A 21,377-nucleotide genomic window follows, 5' to 3' on the forward strand; every position below is an offset into this window, starting at 1 on the left:
CTCGAGTCAGAGGGAGGTTTATGTCTGCTGGTTAGATTCCCAAAGCCTTGTAGGCGTCGACCACGCGCTGGATGGCGATCATGTAGGCGGCGGTGCGGAAATCACGGACCTCGGGGCGGCTGTTCATGAGCGTCGTCATCTGGGCATAAGCGGCACGCATCATCTCGTCGAGACCCGAGCGGATCAGATCCACCTCGCGGCTTCCCTTGATGAAGTCGGCGAGCCTATCTGCGGGAAAAGTCTTTCCCGTCATTTTTTCAAGAATGTCCGCGATCTGTTGGTTACGGATCTCCTGGCGACGGCGTTCGAGCAGTCCAAATCGCATATGACTGAGATTTTCAACCCATTCGAAATAGCTGACGATCACACCGCCCGCGTTGACGAAAAGGTCGGGCAGAATCGTGACGCCTTTCTCGGCGAGAATCCGGTCCCCATCGAGTGACGTGGGGCCGTTTGCCGCCTCGACCACCAGCGGTGCCGATATCCGCGGTGCATTTTCTGCCGTGATGACATTCTCGATGGCCGCCGGGATAAGGATATCGCAGCCATCCTCGAGGACAACCGATCCCTTCTCTACGTACTGAGCCCCGGAGAAGCCGGCGATCTTGCCTTTGGCACGGAGGTGTTGGCGCACCTTCTCCACCGGCAGGCCGGTCGCCGAGCGCAACGCCCCGTCACGCTCGACGATCCCCACAATCAGGCAGCCATCCTCTTCCGACAGGAACTTGGCAGCGTGGTAACCCACATTCCCCAACCCCTGCACGATGACCCGCTTGCCCCTGAGTTCCCCCGAGAGCCCGGTTTTGGCAACGTGGTCAGGGTGACGGAAGAATTCGCGGATGGCGTATTGAACGCCCCGCCCGGTGGCTTCGGTGCGACCGTCCACGCCACCGCGCGAGATCGGCTTGCCGGTCACGCAGGCTGCCGCATTGATATCGAGGGGATTACGCCGGCGGTATTCGTCCGCCATCCAGGCCATCTCGCGCTCGCCGGTCCCCATGTCGGGCGCCGGGACATTCTGGCTGGGGCCGATCAGGTTGCGTCGCGCCAACTCCTGCGTGAAGCGCCGGGTGATGCGTTCGAGCTCATGTTCCTCCCAAGCCGCCGGATCGATCTTGAGCGCCCCCTTGGAGCCGCCAAACGGAATGTCCACGAGAGCGCATTTGTAGGTCATGAGCGCCGCCAGGGCCTCGACCTCCTCCTGGTCGACGTCCACAGCGTAGCGGATGCCCCCCTTCACTGGGTCGAAATGCTCGCTGTGCACGGCACGCCAGCCGACGAAGCTGTGCATGCAGCCTCGCAGACGCACGCCGAAGCGTACCATGTAGACCGAATTGCACTGCCGGATGCGTTCCTGCAGCCCCTCTTCCATCGGACAAAGCGCGGCCGCCCGCGTATACATCCCGTCAACGCTCCGCAGAAATGAACTGGACGCCTCACGAGTCGTGCTGGTCACAATATTTCACCATTTTTTTGCGTGTCCTCCCCTGAACAGGAAGGAACACGTCTTCTGACGGACCGCCCCCTTCGCCGGGTTTTGGGATCCTCGGCGAAGGTCATTCAGCCGGCGCTGCAACAACCTCTTTCAATGCTGATCGGTGTTTCCCTGATTTTCCCACCTGGAATCGGGGATGTCTGACCTCCTCCCTTCGAGACGCCTTCGGACGTCCGGCCGGGACCAGCCATCCAGTTGCCGGTCCCGGCGTTGGGCAAGTCATGCGCAGGCCATCAGGCCCGAGCAGAGCAATCCTCGACGCGGCCTAGGCGAAGTCCTTGAGGCCGGAGTCCGGGTGCTTCGCGATGCCCCGCAGCACCTGCCTTACGCGATCGATTTCCTTCGTGTTCAGGTCCTGGAGCGGGGCCCGGACGTGGCCGCCGAACCATCCACGCAGATTCATGACCGCCTTGATCGTCTGCGGTTGGCCCAGTTCGCGCAGCAACTGGCGAAGCGGATACCACAGCTGATGAAGTTCGATCGCCTTCTCCACGTTGCCCTGTTTGAAGCTGCGGTATCCCTTCAGGATCAGTTCGGGAATGCAGCTGCTGTTGCTGCAGCTCGCGCCATGGAAACCGCGCATCAGCGGACCGTAGAGGTGGAGATCAGAGGCGCACATGAGTCGCCACCTGCCGGACAGATTGCCGGCGATCCGATCAATGACCTTGGGGGTAAGGTCGCCCTGCTTGACGCCGATGATGTTCGGAATTTCCGCCAGTTGCTCCAGCAGGTGGGGCGGGATGATGTAGCCGATCTCCGGCATGTTGTAGATGACGATGCCGGTCTTGCTCATCGGGGCGATGTGCTTGAAGTAGTCGAAGATGTGCTTTTCCGTGACCTCCGACACGTAGGGCGCCGTCAGCATCGGGATCCCCCCGAGGTCGCTGGCGAGCTTGGTCAGCTCCGCCACCACCCTGGGGTCGGCGCTGGGCGCGCCGAGCAGCACCGGCACCCGGTCGCCGACGATATCCATGGTCCTCCGCAGGAGTTCCGCGCGCTCCTCCGTGTACATCGTCACGAATTCGCCGTATTGCGCGCCGATCAGAAGGCCGTCGTATCCAAGATCGAGAACCCGCTCGATGTTCTCCGCAAACGCCTTGTAGTTGATGCTGTAATCGGTCTCGAATGGCGTCATCGTGATATTGATGATGCCGCCAAGCCTTTCCTTCGCTTCCTGCGCGCTCTTAACCATCACACAATCCTTGTTTCTCTAAACGATTTCGTACGCATTCATTCGGCCGCCCGCTTGGGGGGAGGCTATCCCACTTCATGCGGACCTGTGATTTGTTGTCGATGTTTCTTATCGTACAACATGCATCTTAATATACAATATAGCTGGCATCGTCAAGGGCCATTCCAGGCTCCGAAGGCCCTCCATCGGGTGTCTTTTCATGACGCCATGGCCTTTACGCGACAGAACCAGACGCTTCTCTATTCTCTCCCATAACCAACAAAAAAATCGAAAAATACCCTTGGGGCATTTCGCGGGTCCGCACCACTAGGATGGACCGCCGCTTGTCGAGTACGTAACACGAAGCTGGCTTCGCCACCACACCGACTCAATCCGAAATATTGTATAAAATTGAACTATTAATACTATTAAAGAATTCTGGGATTCAAGGCTCCTCATGCTGGAAGCTCATGTGCGGAACATCCGAACGATTCCCCATCGGGCCCGTAACGGGACAAAGGATGGCCGAGGCAATCTCCAAGAACGGGCCGACAGCGGCGAAGCCCCGTAGCGGGCGCCGACATGCCCTAGCCGGCGAACGGGAGAGGAACGCGTCCTCCCCCGTTCCCCTGCGGAAGATCACGCGACTATCGCAGTCCGGCGACGATTTTGAAGGCCCATGATCAACAGCAACAATCCTATTCCCGGCATGAAGAACCATTCCTTCGGGAACCTTTCGGTGGGAACCTGAATCTCCTCGATGGTCCAACCGTCACCGATTCCCCAATGCTGGGCGGCGCCGTTGAGGCGAACGGTATCGACCGTGATACGGCCATCGGTCTCAATGACATCCATGCCAGCGGCGGCCGCCAGACGCTTCTTGCCGTCACTCCCCTTCTGGCCCAGGGGCAGCAGCACGACCTTCCGCACCGCCTCGCCGCTGAAATTCTCGCCGGAAACGATCATCCGGATGCTGGCCTCGTTTGGCATGCGCTGTACCATCTCGACGAGGCGCTTGGGATCGACGGTGTCGAAAGGTTCCTTGATCAAATCCAGCCAGAAACCGGGACGGAGCAAGGTGAACACCACGAACAGTAGGGCCACGGACTCCCATATTCGGGACCGGACCAGGAAATACCCCTGGGTCGCCGCCGCGAATGCCAACATGCCGATGACCGAGGCGCCCAAGACGAGCAGAAAATGCCACCAGGTATCGACGCCAATCAGCAGGAGCTGCGGATTGAAGATGAAAATGAAGGGCAACACAGCAGTCCGCATGCTGTAGAAGAACGAGATGATACAAGTCTTCATCGGATCGGCCCGCGCCAACGCGGCGCCCGCGAAGGCATCCACCGCAACCGGCGGCGTGGTGCCGGAGATCAGCCCAAAATAGAAGACGAAGAGGTGGACGCCAATCAGCGGAACGATGATCCCGTGCTGCGCCGCCAGAGTCACGAAAGGCTGGGCCATGACCGACGCCACGACGATATAGTTGGCCGTCGTCGGCATGCCCATGCCGAGCACGATACACATGATCGCGGTGAACAGCAGCATCAGGAAGACGTTACCGTAGGAGATGGTGTCGATGATCTCGGTCATCAGCAGACCGAGGCCGGTCAGCGATACGACGCCGACGATGATCCCGGCGGAGGCCATGGCCACGGCCACGCCGGCCATGTTGCGGGCACCAGCGGCGAGACCGTCTAGCAAGGTACGCAGGCTGTCGGTTATGGCGGACGCCTGCATGCCCTGTCCGCGCACCAGTAAGATGACCGGCTTCTGCGTCAGGACTAGGACGCCGAGCGCCACGATCGCCCACGAAACTGCGAGGCCGGGCGACAGTCGATCGATCATCAGACACCAGATCAGGACGATGACCGGCAGGAGGAAATGCATTCCGGCCAACAAGACCGGCAACGGCCTCGGAATTTCGACCAGCGGCTCGTTGGGATCGTCCATTTCGAGGTCCGGCTGCCTGGAGGCGACGAACAGCAGAAGGAGGTAGATCGCGACCATCGCCAGCGATCCGATGGTCAGAGCCGCCTCGCCGAACACCACCTTGAGCCCCATGATGCCGTAGTAGACGGCCATCGACAGGGCCAGGATGGTGACGATCGCCGTGGCGAAGACGAACAGCTTATGGAACAGCGACGTCTCCACTACCTTCTTAAGGACCGGCATATCGGCCTTAACGGCTTCGAGATGCACAATATAGAACAGCGCGATGTAGGAAATGACCGCTGGGAGGAAGGCATGCTTGCAAACCTCGAAATAGGTGATGCCGACGAATTCGGTCATCAGGAAGGCGGCGGCCCCCATCACCGGCGGCATGATCTGGCCGTTGATCGACGATGACACTTCGATCGCGGCCGCCTTCTCGGCCGGATAGCCGATCCGTTTCATCAGGGGGATCGTGAAGGTTCCGGTGGTCACGATATTGGCGATCGCCGAGCCCGAGATCAGGCCGGTGAGGGCCGACGACACGACGGCGGCCTTGGCTGGCCCGCCGCGCATGTGCCCCAACAGGGCGAACGACAGCTTGATGAAGAAGTTGCCCGCCCCCGCCTTGTCCAACAGCGCGCCGAACAGCACGAACAGGAAGATATAACTATTGGAGACGCCCAGCGGCAGGCCGAACACCCCCTCCGTCGTCAGCCACATGTGGTCGACGAATCGGTTCAGGGTAACGCCCTTGTGGGCGATCAGGCTGGGCATATGGGGGCCAAGAAAAGCATAGGCGGTGAAGATGGCCGCCACGATCACCAGCGGTGTGCCGAGGGCCCGTCGCGTGATTTCCAGCACGCACAGGATCCCGACGATGGAGACGGCGATCTCGGTGCCCGTCCTGACGCCGCCGGATCGCGAAGCGACGTCCGCGTAGAAGACGACGATATAGAGAGAGCAAGCGATGGCGATCGCCGTCAGGCCCCAGTCGAACCACGGGATGGTATCCCGCTGGGCATTCCGGAATGCCGGATAGGCGAGGAAGGCGAGAAACAGCGCAAACGCCAGATGGATGGACCGCTGCTGCGTATCGTCGAGGACGAAAACATCGAGCCACAACGGCAAAGGGGAGGCATTGTAAAGCTGGAATACCGACCAGGCGATGGAGACGACGAAAAAGAGCTTGGAGATGAAAGGGGAAAAATGTCGAGAGCCAATGTCCGACGCAATGAGATCATCCAGCTGCTTTTTTGCTTGGTCGTCCTGACTGTCCTTGTCTTCAAAGTTCCGGTCTCGGCTCATCGCGCCCCCTCATGAACGAAATGCGATCGACAACACAACAAACGGCGCCGTGAAAGGCCGGAAGGGGGAAACGCCCGCCCCGACCATCCACGCCGATGCCGTTTAGTTCACTTGAGGAGTTTGACCTCCTTGAAGTACCGCAGGGCGCCGGGATGGTAGGGGGCGGTCTGGCCGTTTTTCGCGGCCCCTTCCCGCGTGATGCCGATGAAGATGGCGGACTGCTTCTTGAAATCCTCGAAATTATCGAAGACCGACTTTACCATGTAGTAGATGACGTCCGCGTCGGCCTTCGCGCTGGCCACCACGGTGGCCGGCATGCCCCAAGTTTTGATATCGCGATCAAGTCCCGGATAGGCGTCGGCCGGGATGGAATAGAAGGCGACGTAAGGCGTCGCCTCCACCCACTTGCGGATGACGTCGTCATCCCAGTCGGCCAACGTGGCGTTGCAGGTGTTCGTGGCTTCGACTATGCTGGAGGTGCCAATCGCCACCGGGAAGAAAAAGGCGTCGATCTTGCCGTCGCACAGGGCCTGCGCCTGCTCGCGCGACGTCAACTTGGTCTCCTGCTTGAAGAAGGACTCGGCGGTTTCACCATAGAGCTTCAGGGAGGCATAGACCGTGGCCTCGGTGCCGGAGCCCACGTTGCCGGTGTTGACCACCTTGCCGCGGAGGTCGAGGAACGTCTTGATGCCGGTGTTCTTGCGCGTCACAATCTGCATGGGCTCGGCCTGCAGCGAGAACAGGAAGCGGAGGTCGAGATTCTTCCCCACGTCGGAGAATTTACTGGTGCCGTTCCACGAATGGTACTGCCAATCGGCCTGCGAGAAGGCGACGTCGAGGTCGCCGGACTGAACCGAACGCAGGTTGGCGACGGAACCCGCCGTGCTTTCGACGGTGCACCGGATGTTGTGGTTGTACTGGCTCCGGCTTTTGTTCAGGCCGTTGCAGGTGAAGCCGCCAGCGGGATAGTAGCCGCCGCTGACTCCGGCTGTGCCGATAATCACGAATTTTTTGTCGGCTGCATCGGCACTGGCAATTCCCAATGCCACGACAGCGGCCACCGTCACCGCAAGAGTTCTGATCGTAATCATTCCAATCTCCCATCTACTTCTCGACACGCCCGCGCGGTCGAGGCACGAGATACGACATGTGAACGAAGCGACTTGCGGGCGCATCTGAAACCCGTCCGGCATCGGTCTGCGCCTTCTCCCCTTCAGCCCGCAGCCGTCTGCAAACCGAGGGCTTTTGTTTTGATAGTATCATATTGTACATTATTCTGAACTTTGTCAATCGCCATGATCCACGATGGCAACCCGCCTGTCGGCGGTACGGCGCCGGGAACGGCCGCCGGCAACCGCTATGGCCCGCCCTTCCCGCGATTGTCCGGGCGGACGCGGGTGCCGGGGATGGGACCGGCTTTTCGTGGCAGCTAGCATGCAGCCCCTTGCGACAATGGGACGACGCGACATATTGTGATGAAAAATACATATTGTGATGAGAAATGAGGCATTTAACGGTAAGAAGCGCGACCCCGTGACCATGGACAGAGCCAACAGGAATACGATTCGTCGAATCGAACTCGCCCACCAGATCCTGCATCTGGCGCGCGAACGCGCGTGGCAGTCCGGCCACCACCTCACCGAGGAGGCTCTGGCCGACGCCCTGGGCGTGTCGCGCTCGCCCATCCGGGCCGCCCTGCGGCTCCTACAGGAGCGGGGCGTCGTCATCGGGCGCCGCAATCAGGGATTCTCTCTTAACGTGAATCCCAGCGACCTCATGAACATCAACATCGAGGCCCCACCGGCCGCGGAAGACGACCTCTATCTGGCGATCATCGACGCGCGTTTGAAAGGCGCCCTCGAAGACTCGTTTACCCAGATGGATCTGATGCGCCGCTTCGACGTGCCGCGCAGCCTTTTCGAGCGGGCCGTGGGGCGCCTGATGGACGAAGGGATCGTTGCCCGCCGGAAGGGACGCGGGTGGACGTTCCTTCCCACCTATGACACCGACCGATCGCTCCACCACAGCTATCAGTTGCGCATGGTCCTGGAGCCGGCCGGCATTCTGTTGCCGCAGTTCACGATCAACCACGAGGCCCTGACGCGCTCCCGGCTCGCCCACCATGATTTGCTCACGAATGCCGAGCAGACGATCCGCCGGCGATGGATATTCTCCATCGATTCCGAGTTCCACGAGATGATCGCGGGCTTCACCGGCAACCCGCTCTTCCTCCAGGTAATCCAGCACCAGAATCGCCTTCGGCGCCTGCTGGAGATTCGCGGCTACTCGAACCGCCGCCGGATCGTCGACTGGTGCGAGGAACACCTAGCCGTCATCGACGCCCTGGAACGCGGCAATCTTCCCAATGCCGCAAATCTGCTGCGCGTCCATCTGTCCAGAGCCAACGAAGCGGCGGCGACGGAGCGCGAATAACCACCGCCCCGTCCGGCCGAAACGGCGGCGGTGCCGCCGTCCACGGGGCCTTGACATTCATTCGGATAATATGTACTGATTGATGCAACTAACACATAACTGCTGGATCAAGCGGGTTTCGGCTCGTTCTGCGCCCGGCAGGAACATCTCGCGACCACCAACGAAACGCAGCTTCATCGCTCGTTCCGCCGGGAACAGTGATCGGCTGCAGCGTGCAACGGGGATATCGTCGTCACACGAATAGCCCCAGGCAAGGAGGCCCAGTCATGCCCAGCCCCGCCGTCGACCCCACAAGGCTCAAGGACAGCTTGCAGGCGTTGGTCGGGTTCAACACCGAGAATCCCCCCGGCCACGAGAGCGCCGCCGCCACCTACATCGCGGATCGGCTGCGCGGCTGCGGATTCGGGGTGGAGACGGCCGACGTCCTACCCGGCCGCACCAACGTGGTGGCGCGGCTGGACAACGGCCCGGGGCCGGTCTTCGCCTTCAACACCCATATCGACACCGTGCCCGCCGGCGACGGATGGGATTCGGATCCCTTCAAGCTGCGCCCGGCCGATGGCCGTCTCTACGGTCGCGGGGCATGTGATGCCAAGGGGCCGCTGGCGGCGATGCTGGAAGCCATGCGTCTGTTGTGCGAGGGCCGCAGCCGGTGGAGCGGCACGCTGTTGGGCGTGTTCGTCGCCGACGAGGAAGTGGCCAGCCTCGGCGCCAAGGAATACGTCAAGACGGGCCCGGTCATCGACTTCTGCCTGATCGGGGAGCCGACCTCGTGCACCGCGGTGACCGCCCACAAGGGCAGCCTGCGCCCGGTCGTGCGCGTCGCCGGCAAGTCAGCACACTCAGGAACGCCGGACAAGGGGGTCAACGCCATCCTGAAGTCGGTGCCCCTGCTCCAACTGGTCGCCGAGGAGCATGAGCGGGTCCGCACCCGGGTCCATCCCCTGGTGGGGCAGGCCAGCCTGACGGTGACGCGGGCCAACGGCGGGCGCGCCGACAACGTCGTCCCCGATGCCTGCGACTTCCTGCTCGACCGCCGGATGGTCCCGGGCGAAACCGAGGAGGAGACCAAGGCGGCGCTGGCCGCCCTGGTTCGGCGGGCGGCGCAGCAGAGCGACACCGACATGACGATCGTCGAGTTCCGGCCGACCACCGGCGGTGCCACCGAGACGGCCCCGGACCACCCCGTCGTGATCGCCGCCCAGGAGGCCTGCACCCGCCACAACGGCCGGCCTTCGCCGCTGGGAGGGTTCGAGGGAGGCTGCGATCTCGTTCATTTCCGCTCGGTCGGCGCCCACGGCGTGGTCGTCGGCCCAGGCTCGCTGGCGGTCGCCCACAAGCCCAACGAGTTCGTCCCCGAGGACGAACTGGTACGCGCGGCGCTCATCTACCATGACATTGTCGCCCACATGATGGGAGCTTGATGATGGACAGGGTCCGCTGTCTTGCGGCGACCGTTCATTACGGCCCCAACCTTGTGCTCTACACGGCGTCGTCGGGACGGGTTGCGGGACTGGACGAACTGTACCTCGTCATCGAGCTGGATGGCCGGCTGATGGCGTTCGGCGAGGTGCGCGAAAACATCGCCTATCTCACCGGTATCGAACCCTCGGCCGTTCGCCGTGCGGTGATTCGCTTGCTCGATGGTATCGACTGGACAGATGCCCCCCAAGCCATTTGCGACCGGCTGAATGCCGATCCTGGGCCGCATCCGGCGATCGCCCGCGCCCTTGTCGATTGCACCCTGAACGACTGGATCGCCCGTCTCGCCGGCGTTCCGCTTGCGGTCAGCCTGGGCGGCGGGTTCCGGCCGGCGCTGTCGACCAACCAGACCCTGTTCTGGTCCGAAGACGCCAAGTTCCTCACCATGGCCAAGGATTACGTCCGCCGCGGCTTCCTGGATCTCAAGGTACGGGTCGGGGCCGGCGACTTCGAGCACGACCTGCGGCGGCTCGGCATGGTGCGCGACGCCTTCGGCGACGCGGTCAAGATTGCCATCGATGTCAACGGTGCCTGGAGCTTCGACGAGGCACGGCACCGGCTCACGGCCCTCGAGCCGCTGCATATCGCCTATGCCGAACAGCCCATCGCCGCCGGCGACTGGGAACGCATCGCCGCGCTGGCCGAGCAGTCGCCGATTCCCATCATGCTCGACGAGAGCATCCATTCGCTGGCCGACGTCTCACAGGTCATCGTCCTCGGCGGCCAGGTGTGGGCCCACCTCAAGATCGTCAAGCTCGGCGGGATCACCCCGGTGATGACCGCCGTCCGCAGGCTCCGCGAGGCCGGCGTGCCGTTCATGATCGGCCAGATGAACGAGGGCAGCGGCGCCACCGCTGCCGCGTGCCACTGCACGATGGCGGCCGAGCCGCAGTACGCCGAGCTCTACGGCGCCGACGGCCTGCTCGACGACCCGGTTTCCGGGCTGGCCTATCGGAACGGCACCGTGCAATTGGCGCCGGGCGACGGGCTCGGCGTCGCCATCGATACATCGAAGACATCCTGCATTTGGGAGAAGAGACTATGAGCAAGGTCGCAGCCGTCGTCGCGCAAGGCATCGAATGCGTGTTTCCGCGGGCGGAACTGGATGCCCGGATCAATGCCGCGCGCAAGGAGCTGATCAAGCGCGAGATCGACGTGATGATCGTCACCGGACCGGAGAACATCTTCTACCTGACCGGCCAGCAGTCGCCCGGCTACTACACCTACATGGCCTTGCTGCTGCCGGTCGAGGGCGAGCCGGTGTTCATCGTCCGCCTACTCGAACTGAACAACCTGGTCGCCAACAGCTACGTTAGCAACATCGAGCCCTATACTGACGATTCCGACCCGGTCGACGTGACCGTGGCGTTGATCACCCAACTGGGCTGGCAGAACAAGCGGATCGGCATCGATGAGCGCGGCTGGTTCCTGCCGATCGCCATCTACAACGCGCTGCGCGCGAAGCTGGGCACCATCAAGGACGCGGCCCGGGTGGTCGAGACGCTGCGCGTCGTCAAGTCGGAGACCGAGATCAAGAAGATTGAGATCGCGGCGACCTATGTCGAGGCGGGCATGCGGGCTGGCATGGCGACGGTGGCCGCCGGCGCCACCGAGAACGACTTGGTGTCCGAAATGATGGGCAAGGCGATCCGCGCTGGCAGCGAATATGTCGGCATGGAGCCGCTGGTGTCGAGCGGGCCGCGCAGCGGCATCCCGCACGGGACTTGGCGGCGGCGGCGGCTCGAAGCGGGTGACGCGACGCTGCTGGAGATGGCCGCCTGCCACGACCGTTATCACGCCGCACTGATGCGGACCGCCTGGGTCGGCAAGGCCCCGGATCAGGCCCGGCGGATGATGGACTGCTGCATCGAGGCACTGGCGGCGGCGCTGGCCGCCCTCAAGCCCGGGGCCACTTGCGAGGACGTCCACATGGCTTGCCAGAAGGTCATCGACAAGGCCGGCTATACCGACAGCTTCCGCAAACGGACCGGCTACAGCATCGGCATCTCATTCGCGCCAGACTGGGGCGAGGGCAACGTTCTCAGCCTGTTTACTGGTATCCGCACGGTCATCCAGCCGGGTATGGTGTTCCACATGCCGCCGGCCCTGCGCGTCTACGGCAAGTTCACCGTCGGCGTCAGCGAGACGGCGATCGTCACCGTCAACGGTTGCCGGCCGCTGTCGAGGGTCTCCCGAGAGCTTCTGGAGGTGTGAGCCCGCAGCGCCGAACCGCTTTCTGTACCGACGTGATCGTTCGGCCGTCCCCTCGGTAGGGGATCGCGTCACCTCCCTCCTTTTGGCACGAAGGTTCGACCGATGATACCCAGCGAAGCATTTCTTGCCCCGCGCATGTCCGCCGTCCAGGAATCGCCGACGGCCGCGGTCTCCGTCAAGGCGCGCCGGCTCGTGGCGGCCGGCCGCCCGGTGATCAACCTCGGCGAAGGCGAGCTCGACTTCGATACCCCCGATCACGTCAAGGAAGCGGGGATCCGCGCCATCCAGACCGGACAGACCAAGTACACGGCGGTTTCGGGAACGCCGGAGCTGAAGGAGGCCATCCGCGCCAAGTTCCAAAGGGAGAACGGCCTCGACTACCGACCCGAGCAGATCATTGCCGGCACCGGCGCCAAGCAGATCCTGTTCAACGCCCTGCTGGCGACCGTCGCGGCCGGCGACGAGGTCATCGTTCCCGCGCCCTACTGGGTTTCCTATCCCGACATGACGCGGATTGCCGGCGGCACCCCGGTGATCGTCGCCGGCGACGAGGGCTACGGGTTCAAGCCGCGTCCCGGTGACCTGGCCGCAGCGATCACGCCGCGCACCAAATGGCTCGTCCTCAACAGCCCGAACAATCCGTCGGGTGCGGTCTACTCGGCGTCGGAGTTGCGCGACATCGCCGACGTCCTCCTCGACAACGAGCACGTCATGGTGTTGAGCGACGACGTTTACGAGCATATCGTCTACGGCGAGCGGGCGCACACCCTGGCCGAGATCGAGCCACGGTTGATCGAGCGCACGCTGACCGTCAACGGCGTATCCAAGGTCTTCTCGATGACCGGCTGGCGTCTCGGCTATGCCGGGGGGCCCGCTTGGCTGGTCCGGGCCATCGACATCCTCCAGTCGCAGAGCACGTCCAACCCGAACTCTATCAGCCAAGCCGCGGCCACGACGGCGCTGAACGGCTCATTGGACTATTTCAGCCAGCGGATGGAACGGCTCCGGCTGCGCCGCGACCATGTGGTCGCGGCCCTGGAGAAGACCAGCAACCGGCTTCGCGGCGCGGCACCCGACGGCGCGTTCTACGTGTACGCCAACTGCCAGGGGATGATCGGCGCCACGACACCAAGCGGGCGTACCATCGGCTCCGACATCGATGCCGTCGACTATTTCCTGGACGCCGCTGACGTGGCGATGGTGCCCGGCTCCGCGTTCGGACTGTCGCCCTACCTGCGGATCGCCTATGCCGTCGACGAGGACACGCTGGCAACCGCATGCAACCGGCTGGTCGCCGCATGCAGCCAGTTGTCCTAGCTAGAGCCTTTCATGTTTTGACGGAAGCATAGCCTGAGTTTGCGAAGTAGTTGGCGCACTTGACGGGGGTGATGGTGTCGATGAGGGTTCCAGGGTAGCGCCAAGTGTCTTCGAGGCTGCGCCTTTGAGCCATGCGCATCCAGTGTTTGATCTTGGCGAAGGTTTGCTCGATGGGATTGAGGTCGGGGCTGTAGGGGCCGGCAAAGCCGACCGCGATCACGGCGAAGGCCACCCACACGCCGCTGCCGAGAAGCCCGACCAGAATGGCGACCAGAGCGATCAGAAGATGGGATCCATGTCGAATGTTCCTACCGGTCCGCCCCGAAATCGGGGACGCCGACGGGATCGTCGGCGCCCCCGGATTGCCGATGCACGCGAAAAGTTGGAGGATTGGCGTCGAGACTACAACGAGGTCTGTCCTCACAGCGTGATCGGATACAAGGTACCGATCGCATTGCAAAATCCCGGTGGCGCAGCCAGCCCGTCACCGCGATCACAGCCGGAAAACTCCACCTTCCGGCGATCCAAACTTCGGGCTCAGAGCAGATCAATCCGGGCTCTAACAATGACCGGAAGAAACTTCGGGCTCACGTCAGGTCGCCCCATAAAGTCAAGCGGTCCTGACCTCCGCGAGGAACTTGTCTACCTCGATACGCAAGTGCTCCGATTGTTACGACAGTTCAGCGGCCGCCCCCTTGATCTACTCGGCAGCGGCGCCGGTTTCATTGGCCGCCTGGCTGACACCACCAATGTTTGAGGAGACTTCCTGGGTTGGCTTGGCGGCCATCAAATTCTGGACGCGGCAGAAGTTCAAGGGGACGGCCGCCCTCAAGCGGAAGATCAATCCGACGCGGGTTCCGATCGAGCACAAGGAGAGCATCCGCTGGCTGGAAAACATGCGCCAGTCGACGGCATTGTTTGGCGATCCCGCGCGATGCGTCCATATCGGCGACCGGGAGAGCGACATCTATGAGCTTTTCTGCACGGCACGGGAGTTGGGGACGCATTTTCTGGTCAGGAGTTGTGTCGACCGGCTGGTGGGCAACGGCCACCATACGATCGCCGACGAGATGACGGCTGTCGAGATCGCCGGCGAGCACCAAGTCGAAGTTCGCAACGGTAAGGGCCGCGTCGAGACGGCAACCGTCGAGATCAGATACCGCAGCGTTCGCGTCGCCGAATGGTTCCGACCTCTTTCAAGCGGCATGGTTTTCCGTCTGTGGTTATCCAGCACGCGGTTTGGCTCTATGCTACGTCTTCCGGTCCGGCCGAAAATCAATGACCACCAGTCATGTCTAACACTCCCGCCTTTTCACGGCGGCCCACCCATCAACCGGACGATGCCTTCAGCCGAAAATGTCGTCGAGGACGCCGGCTTTACGGCACTTGGCCGCGGTACGCTCCAGCATGAAGTCGACCTCAGCCTTGTCGGCCTCGGTGATGGCGGGGGCCGGCGGGCGGGCCAGGGGGGAGGTCAGCAGGCCGCGCTTGTGGAGGATGTACTTGCGCACCGGCACGCCGATCCTGGGCTGCAATTCGTGGCAGATCAGCGGCAGGAAGATGTCATAGAGGTCGCAGGCGGCATTGGGGTCGCCCCTGGCGACGGCCTCGTAGACGCCGACCAGCATCTCGGGGTAGGCGAAGCCGGAGGCGACGCCGTCGGCGCCACGCATCAGCGCCAAGGCGGCGAACAGCGCGCCGCGCCCGGACAGGATGCTGATGCGCCGGATGCCCTCCTTGGCGCAGGTCTCACGGATGCGCGCGAGCTTGCCGAGACCCGGGTTGTCCTCGCTCTTGAAGACGACGATCTGGGGGAACTCGGCGATCAGCCGGCAGACGAGCGGCACCGAGAAGAAAACGTCGTTGGCCGGCGGGTAGTCCTGCAGCATCACCGGCACATCGGGGCCGATGGCGGCGAAGATGCGCTTGAGGTCGGTGGTGATCTCCTCGTCGGTGCGCACACCCTGGGTTGGGGCGATCATCAGCCCGGCGGCGCCGGCCGCCATCGAGGACCGGGCCAGCGGCGCGTAGTCACGCAGCCTGAGGTTGCCTGTGCCGACCACCACCAGAAAGCGGCCGCCAACGCGCGCGATGACGCGGGCCAGCACCTTCTCGCCCTCCTCGGACGACAGCTTGGCAGCCTCGCCGAAAACGCCCAGCACCACCAGCCCGGCGACGCCGCAGCCGGCGTACCAGTCGACCAGCCGGTCGAGCCCGGCGTAGTCGATCTCGCCATTGTCGAAGAACGGCGTCGGGCAGATCGGGAAAATGCCCCGCACATCAGTCGTCAGAAGTTGCGTCATCGGTCAATCTCCCTTTTCTTTAATTCAGTCCAAAAGTCGACCATCAGCGTCGAAGGCGAATGGCTTGTCCTCACCAAGTACGGCGAGTTCCGGCCGGCCGCGGATTTCCTCCAGGTACGGCTCGGACATCAGGATCTTGTGCAGTTTCTTGGTGTTCTTGATGCGCACGATGCGGGCCAGGTCGTCGGCAAGCCGGGCCTGGGGATCGACGCCGATCATCTTGGCGGTGATGATCAGGCTGTAGAGGACCTCGGCGCGCCGGCCGCCGCGGTCGGATTCGGCGAAAAGCCACGACTTTCTGCCCAGGGCGATACCGCACAACGCCCGTTCCGTTGCATTGTTGATCAGGCAGATCCGGCTGTCGTCGAGGAAGCGGGTGAAAGCATCCTGGCGCTTGAGCACATAGTCCATGGCTCCCGCCACGTCTGCATGGCGCGAGAGCTTGGCACGTGCTTCGCGCATCCAGACTTCGAGCTAAGTGACCAACGGCGCGCGCCGCTCCCGGCGGGCCACCAGACGCGCCGCGGCACCGAAACCGTTGAGGTCGCGCTCGATGGTGAACAACGCATCAATCCGACGGGCCGCCTCCAGGGCCGGTGGGGAGACGACCGCCGGCTTCTTGCCCTTGGCTTTGCGTCGGGATGAGGCGGCGAGTTCGAAGAACTTGCGCCGCGCATGCGCCCAGCAAAGCGCCTCGGTAATCGGACTTGAAAGAAACGCCTTGGCAAAGCGCTGCTCGCTCTCGCGCAGGTCTCTTTCGTTCACCAACGGAACCACCTCTGCGGCGGGCCATCTTGTCCGACCACAGCGGGTTCCTCGCGCCGTCAGTCCTTGTCGGAGTAGGAGCCGCTCCCGTAACCGGAGCCGGCCTTCAGGTATTCCTTGCGCGGCGGCGCGAACACGTCGATCACGGTCGCCCCCTCCGGCCCGGTGACGATGCCGTGCGGGATGTTGCCGGGCGTCTGCCAGAAGTCGCCGGCCTTCATTTCCACCCGCTCGTCGCCGAGAATGCGGACCATCGAGCCGCGCAGCAGGAAGCCCCATTGCTCCTGCGGGTGCTGATGCATCGGGCTGATTGAGCCGGGCTCCAACTCAACCACTGAGACGGTCATCTGCTCGCCACCGAAGACACGGGTGTTGACGCCCGCGTTCAGTTCGCGCGGGATGCCCTTGGTCTTGTCGTGAATATTGAAGTGCCACACTGCGCTCATCGAAAGGACTCCGGTTCTTGGGGTTGTAGTGCGTAAATTGGGCCGGGCGCCGGCGGATCGTGCCGCCGACGTCCGGCCAGGGATCAGTTGATGTGCGAGCTTTGGGAATAGGCGAACATCAGGAAGATGACGAAGGCGCACAGGGCGTAGCCGCCGATCCAGTCCCATGGACGCTGGCTCGGGAAATCGCCGGTACCCGCCCGATGGCCGTCGTCGGCGGGCTTAGCTTCCGGCGCCGAGTGTTGCTGCTGCTCTTGCATGTCAAAGCCTCCTCATCCGGGTTACGCTCAGTGGCCGCCGATCAGGCGCGGCAGCCATAATGCGATGTCCGGAACGAACATCACCAGAATCAGGCCGACGATCTGCAGTCCGATGAACGGCATGACACCCAGAAAGATCTCCTCCAGCTTGACGTCGTCGGGCGCCACGCTCTTCAGCCAGAAGGCGGCGGGGCCGAACGGCGGTGACAGGAAATAGATCTGGATGTTCATCACAAACAGCACGCCGAACCACACCGGATCGAAGCCGAGGGCGGCGACTACCGGCACGAACACCGGAACCGTGATGAACACGATGGCGATCCATTCGAGGAAGGTCCCCAGCACCATGAGGATCAGCATCATGACGAAGATGATGCCGAGCGGCGGCAGGTCAAGGCCGGTCAGCAGCGACTTCATGAAGGCGGTGCCGCCGATCACGTTGTAGATGGCGACCAGGCTGATCGCCCCGAGGATCAGCCATATGATGCGCCCGATCGTCGACATCGTCTGCTCGATAGCGTCGAGCAGCATCGAGGGGGTGAGCTGGCGGCGTACTGCGGCAGCGATCAGCGAGCCGAGCACGCCGACGCCGGCGGCCTCGGTCACCGAGGCGATGCCGGCATAGATGCTGCCCATCACCCAGGTGATGAGGAACAACGGCAGCAGCAGGCCGCGCATCAGGCGCAGCTTCTCCATCCCCGAAAGCGATTGCAGCTCGGCCGGCGGCAGCGGCGCCAACGACGGCTGGAAATGACAACGCAGCAGGATGTAGGCGATGTACATGCCGGCGTAGAGCAGGCCCGGCGTGATGCCGCCGAGGAACAGGTCGGCGATCGACACGCCGGCGGCAAAGCCGTACATGATCATGACGACGCTTGGCGGGATCAGGGTGGCCAGGATGCCGGCGGCGCAGATGGTGCCCATGGCCAGCTTGCGGTCGTAGCCGAGGCGCATCATCTGCGGCAGGGCGATCAGGCCGAGCATGACGATCTCGCCGCCGATGACTCCGGTCATCGCCGCCATCACCACCGCCACCAGCGTCGCCTGCACGGCGACGCCGCCGCGCAGCCGGCCGGAGATGATGGCCATGGCGTTGAACAGATCCTCGGCGATACCAGCGCGCTCCATGATGCTCGACATCAGGACGAACAGTGGCACGGCGACCAGCGAGTAGTTGTGCAAGATCTCCAACATGTTCGAGGCGACGAGGAACAGCCCCGGCTCGCCGAACTTGAAGAGGGTGACGAGGATCGACACGGTCAGCGTGGCGATGCCCAGCGGCATGCCGGTGACCATCAGGAGGAGTAAGCCGCCGACGATGAAGACGGTGAGGGTTCCGACGTCCATCGGCCTATCTCCACTCGCCGTGGGTCTGCAGGTGGCGGATCAGGTTGACCGCGAGCTGCAGGGCATACATGCAGGCGCCGGCGAACAGCATGCCCTTGAGGATCATCGGCTCGGGCGAATTGAAGGGCGAGCCCGACAGCTCGTGCATCGTCCAGGCGTCGCGGGCCAGCGGCCATGAGGCGTAGGCCAGGGTGCCGACGGCGGCCAAGCCGACGACGTTGGAGAACAGGTCGAGCGCCCACTGCGCCGACCTGGGCGCGTTGGCGTAGAGTATGGTGATCGAGATGTGCTTCTTCTGCTGGGTGACGTAGCCGGCCGACATCATCCACGCGATGGCGCACAGCAGCATGACCACTTCGAACGCCCAGATCGTCGGGGCGTTGAAGAGGTAGCGCATCACCACCTCGTAGAAGGTGAGCAGCGCGGCGACCATGTAGAACTGCCCGACTGCGCGCCCGCAATAAACGCTGACGGCGTCGATGGCTGACAATAAGGACCGCATAAAGCCCGCCTGTTCTTTTCTTATGGGAAGGGGTCGGGATGCGAACGACGGGAAGGCGTGAGGCCGCTCCCCCGTCGTCCCATCCGTCGATCGGACGCCGGGCCGGCGCCTACAGCAGGCCCAGTCGCTTCATGAACTTGACGTTCTCGTCATAGACTTCCTTGGCCAGCGCGTTCTTGTTGGCGAAGTCGACCCAGGCACCCTTGGCGATCTCGCGGAACTTGGCGCGCTCTTCCGGCGACCAGTCGATGATCTCGACCTTCTCGCCCTTGCCCGAGCGGTCCTCGGCAGCCAGTTCGAGATCGCGGATCTCGTTGTAGCGACGCTTCATGTCGTAGAGGTAGTGCCACCACACCCCGAGCGTCGCCTGCAGGTCGGGGGTGAGCGAGTCCCACTTCTTCTGGCTTACTGCGAATACGTGGACGGTGACCGAGTGGATGCCGGGGAACAGCGGGTATGGCGCGACGCGGTGCAGGCCATTGGTCCGATTATTGGTGTAGGACGCCATGTCGGCGCCGTCGACCACGCCCTTCTCCAGCGAGGTGTAGACTTCGGTGGTCGGCAGCGATACGGTAGCCGCGCCGGCCCGGCGGAACACCTCTGACACAAGGCCCTCGGGGGCACGCAACTTCTTTCCCTTGAGGTCGGCGACGCCGCGCAGCGGTACCTTGGCGACGAACGCCTCGTTCATGTAGGTGGCGCAGCCCACCACGTGCACCTTACCTTTGCCGAAGGTCGCGTCATACAGCTTCTGGCTCAGCTCAGCGCCGGGGCCAATGAAGCAGAACGACTGCTGCTGGTCGGCGTTGGCATAGCCGGCCACCAGGTTGCCCATCAGGGCGAAGGCCGGGTTGAGGCCGGAGTGGTATTCCATCGAGGTAATGTGCCCGTCGAGGATGCCTGCAACCATGGCTGGGACCGTTTCCTTGTAGGGCACCACAGCGTCCATGGTAAACAGCTCGGTCTTCAGCCGCCCGCCGGTCATCTTCTCCAGCATCGGGTTCCATTCTTCGCTCTGGACCTTGTAGACCTCGTCCCCCGAGCGGTCACTCACCTGGATCTTGAGGGTGATGCCGTCGGCGAACGCCGCCGTGGCGAACAGCGTGACGAGCGCCACGCCGGATACCAAACCCAGTCGACGTCCCATGTCTTTTCCTCCTTGCCGGGAACGCTCTTGTGCGTGGCGATCCCTGTTTGACGATGAACCGTCATTATTATTATCAATTTTGTTATCAATAATCTATGCGATAATAAGCCTATTAGGGCTATATTTCCTATAACACCAGTCCGGTTTACGAATATTCAGCGAACATTATTCGAATTGTTGGGAGACAGCGGCAACCGCCCCCGCCGCGCCCCGGCGATCGGCCTTGAGCAGCCCGGCCGGCTGGCGCCCGCGGCTCGGCCCTCAGCCCTTGCCGAACAGCCTCCGGTAGGTCTCGATGTAGGCCTTGGGCGACGGGTGCTGGTGGCGGACGCAGAGGTCGACCAGCCGCTCGCGGTCACCGGCTTTCAGCGCCTCGATGATCTGGGCGTGGACGTCGCGCGAGCCGGCGAAGGTGGTCGGGCTCTGGCCGGCGTAGAAGCGGATGAAGTTCGACTTCATTGCGTAGAGGTTGGTCGCCTCGGCGAGGTAGCGGTTGCCGCAGGCTGAGAACAGCACCTCGTGGAAGCGGATGTTGGAACGGAAGATGCCGCGCAGGTCGCCGGCCTCCACCGCCTTGGCGTAGGTGTGGTGGATGGCCGTCAGCTCCTTGATCAGCGCCGGGTCGGCGGGCAGTGGGATGCGACTGGCCGCGCTGCTTTCGAGGATCTCGCGGAAGGCGTACAGTTCGCGCACCTCCTCGGGCGTGTAGTCGTGGACGCGGGCGCCCTTCCCGCGTTCGCGCACCGCCAAGTTACGCGTCTCCAGTTCGGCCAGCGCCTGGCGTATGATATGGCGCTTCACCGCAAAGCGTTCGATCAGATCGTCCTCGATCAGCCGTTCGCGCGGCCGCAACCGCCCGAAGACGATGTCCTCCTCCATCTGCTCGACGACGCTGCTCAGGGTTTCCGCCGTGCAGGCGTTCTTGCGCTCGTGCTCGGGCATGTGTGGCCCTCTTCCTTTCTCGTCTCGTGCCTTGCCCGCGGGAATGCCTCCCCGCAGGCGTTGGTCTGGCGCCAGGGGCCGTGGCCCACGCCGTTGCCTTATCCCGTCTGTCGCACCGTCCCCCTTCACAAATACCTCACCTATCGCGCCGGCCGGCGCCATCGCGGTGGCGGGCGGTGTAAACGACCCCTCCGCTCCGGCAACGGGCACCGGACGGCAAACAGTGATGCCTGTTTCCCGGCCCGGCGAATTCCCTCCTCCGACCGAGCGGTGTGGGAGACGCCAGCATCCGAGGATCAAGTGCCCA

General features: G+C 63.1%; 17 protein-coding genes and 3 pseudogenes. 6 read left to right on the plus strand and 14 right to left on the minus strand.

What is annotated here, in order from left to right; translation table 11 throughout:
* Positions 1 to 31: 31 nt before the first annotated feature.
* From ODR01_RS24040 to ODR01_RS24055, 4 genes are all read right to left on the minus strand, one after another.
* Positions 32 to 1,402, minus strand: coding sequence for a Glu/Leu/Phe/Val family dehydrogenase (locus tag ODR01_RS24040; RefSeq protein WP_316980258.1), 1,371 nt, complete (start codon positions 1,400 to 1,402; stop codon positions 32 to 34).
* Between the two features lie 358 nt (positions 1,403 to 1,760).
* On the minus strand, positions 1,761 to 2,687 hold the full coding sequence (locus ODR01_RS24045; RefSeq protein WP_316980259.1) for a dihydrodipicolinate synthase family protein: 927 nt from the start codon (positions 2,685 to 2,687) through the stop codon (positions 1,761 to 1,763).
* Positions 2,688 to 3,305: 618 nt separating this feature from the next.
* Positions 3,306 to 5,912 carry a TRAP transporter permease gene (locus ODR01_RS24050; protein WP_316980260.1) on the minus strand — a complete coding sequence of 869 codons (2,607 nt, stop codon included), beginning with the start codon at positions 5,910 to 5,912 and terminating at the stop codon, positions 3,306 to 3,308.
* A 107-nt stretch (positions 5,913 to 6,019) separates the two neighbouring features.
* The gene (locus tag ODR01_RS24055) at positions 6,020 to 7,003 is read right to left on the minus strand and encodes a TAXI family TRAP transporter solute-binding subunit (RefSeq protein ID WP_316980261.1); all 984 of its coding nucleotides are present in this window, start codon (positions 7,001 to 7,003) and stop codon (positions 6,020 to 6,022) included.
* Between the two features lie 448 nt (positions 7,004 to 7,451).
* Between ODR01_RS24055 and ODR01_RS24060 the strand changes: the two genes are divergently transcribed.
* The 5 genes from ODR01_RS24060 to ODR01_RS24080 all read left to right on the plus strand — a co-directional run bounded on the left by ODR01_RS24060 (position 7,452) and on the right by ODR01_RS24080 (position 13,358).
* A complete protein-coding gene (locus tag ODR01_RS24060; RefSeq protein ID WP_316980278.1) occupies positions 7,452 to 8,345 on the plus strand; it encodes a GntR family transcriptional regulator in 894 nt (297 codons plus the stop codon).
* A 266-nt stretch (positions 8,346 to 8,611) separates the two neighbouring features.
* Positions 8,612 to 9,769 (plus strand): M20 family metallopeptidase, encoded by a 1,158-nt coding sequence (locus ODR01_RS24065; RefSeq protein WP_316980262.1) that lies wholly within the window; start codon positions 8,612 to 8,614, stop codon positions 9,767 to 9,769.
* On the plus strand, positions 9,769 to 10,872 hold the full coding sequence (locus ODR01_RS24070; RefSeq protein ID WP_316980263.1) for a mandelate racemase/muconate lactonizing enzyme family protein: 1,104 nt from the start codon (positions 9,769 to 9,771) through the stop codon (positions 10,870 to 10,872). The genes ODR01_RS24065 and ODR01_RS24070 overlap by 1 nt, the downstream gene beginning before the upstream one ends.
* Positions 10,869 to 12,041, plus strand: coding sequence for a M24 family metallopeptidase (locus tag ODR01_RS24075; RefSeq protein WP_316980264.1), 1,173 nt, complete (start codon positions 10,869 to 10,871; stop codon positions 12,039 to 12,041). The genes ODR01_RS24070 and ODR01_RS24075 overlap by 4 nt, the downstream gene beginning before the upstream one ends.
* A gap of 102 nt (positions 12,042 to 12,143) precedes the next feature.
* Entirely contained in the window at positions 12,144 to 13,358 is a 1,215-nt protein-coding gene (locus tag ODR01_RS24080) for a pyridoxal phosphate-dependent aminotransferase (protein ID WP_316980265.1), read from the plus strand.
* Between the two features lie 10 nt (positions 13,359 to 13,368).
* Here ODR01_RS24080 and ODR01_RS24085 read toward each other — a convergent pair.
* Positions 13,369 to 13,581: pseudogene (locus ODR01_RS24085) on the minus strand (IS630 family transposase); the annotation flags it as partial.
* A 138-nt stretch (positions 13,582 to 13,719) separates the two neighbouring features.
* Here ODR01_RS24085 and ODR01_RS24090 point away from each other — a divergent pair.
* Positions 13,720 to 13,848: pseudogene (locus ODR01_RS24090) on the plus strand (integrase core domain-containing protein); the annotation flags it as partial.
* Between the two features lie 210 nt (positions 13,849 to 14,058).
* Here the strand turns inward: ODR01_RS24090 and ODR01_RS24095 are convergent.
* The 9 genes and pseudogenes from ODR01_RS24095 to ODR01_RS24135 all read right to left on the minus strand — a co-directional run bounded on the left by ODR01_RS24095 (position 14,059) and on the right by ODR01_RS24135 (position 21,070).
* Positions 14,059 to 14,325, minus strand: coding sequence for a hypothetical protein (locus ODR01_RS24095; protein WP_316980279.1), 267 nt, complete (start codon positions 14,323 to 14,325; stop codon positions 14,059 to 14,061).
* 379 nt (positions 14,326 to 14,704) lie between these two features.
* On the minus strand, positions 14,705 to 15,661 hold the full coding sequence (locus ODR01_RS24100) for a dihydrodipicolinate synthase family protein (RefSeq protein ID WP_316980266.1): 957 nt from the start codon (positions 15,659 to 15,661) through the stop codon (positions 14,705 to 14,707).
* A gap of 129 nt (positions 15,662 to 15,790) precedes the next feature.
* A pseudogene (locus tag ODR01_RS24105) lies at positions 15,791 to 16,366 on the minus strand (IS66 family transposase); the annotation flags it as partial.
* 119 nt (positions 16,367 to 16,485) lie between these two features.
* Positions 16,486 to 16,872 (minus strand): cupin domain-containing protein, encoded by a 387-nt coding sequence (locus ODR01_RS24110; RefSeq protein ID WP_316980267.1) that lies wholly within the window; start codon positions 16,870 to 16,872, stop codon positions 16,486 to 16,488.
* An 83-nt stretch (positions 16,873 to 16,955) separates the two neighbouring features.
* Positions 16,956 to 17,132, minus strand: a complete 177-nt coding sequence (locus tag ODR01_RS24115; protein WP_316980268.1) for a hypothetical protein — start codon at positions 17,130 to 17,132, stop codon at positions 16,956 to 16,958.
* Positions 17,133 to 17,159: 27 nt separating this feature from the next.
* Positions 17,160 to 18,479: a TRAP transporter large permease gene (locus ODR01_RS24120; protein ID WP_316980269.1), complete on the minus strand. Its 1,320-nt coding sequence runs from the start codon at positions 18,477 to 18,479 to the stop codon at positions 17,160 to 17,162.
* A gap of 4 nt (positions 18,480 to 18,483) precedes the next feature.
* Complete coding sequence (locus ODR01_RS24125; protein WP_316980270.1) at positions 18,484 to 18,981, minus strand: TRAP transporter small permease subunit; 498 nt, start codon at positions 18,979 to 18,981, stop codon at positions 18,484 to 18,486.
* Between the two features lie 109 nt (positions 18,982 to 19,090).
* Positions 19,091 to 20,128 carry a TRAP transporter substrate-binding protein DctP gene (gene dctP, locus ODR01_RS24130; protein WP_316980271.1) on the minus strand — a complete coding sequence of 346 codons (1,038 nt, stop codon included), beginning with the start codon at positions 20,126 to 20,128 and terminating at the stop codon, positions 19,091 to 19,093.
* Positions 20,129 to 20,389: 261 nt separating this feature from the next.
* A complete protein-coding gene (locus tag ODR01_RS24135; RefSeq protein WP_316980272.1) occupies positions 20,390 to 21,070 on the minus strand; it encodes a GntR family transcriptional regulator in 681 nt (226 codons plus the stop codon).
* Between the last annotated feature and the right edge of the window lie 307 nt (positions 21,071 to 21,377).

Source organism: Shumkonia mesophila (assembly GCF_026163695.1).
Lineage (GTDB): Bacteria > Pseudomonadota > Alphaproteobacteria > Rhodospirillales > Shumkoniaceae > Shumkonia > Shumkonia mesophila.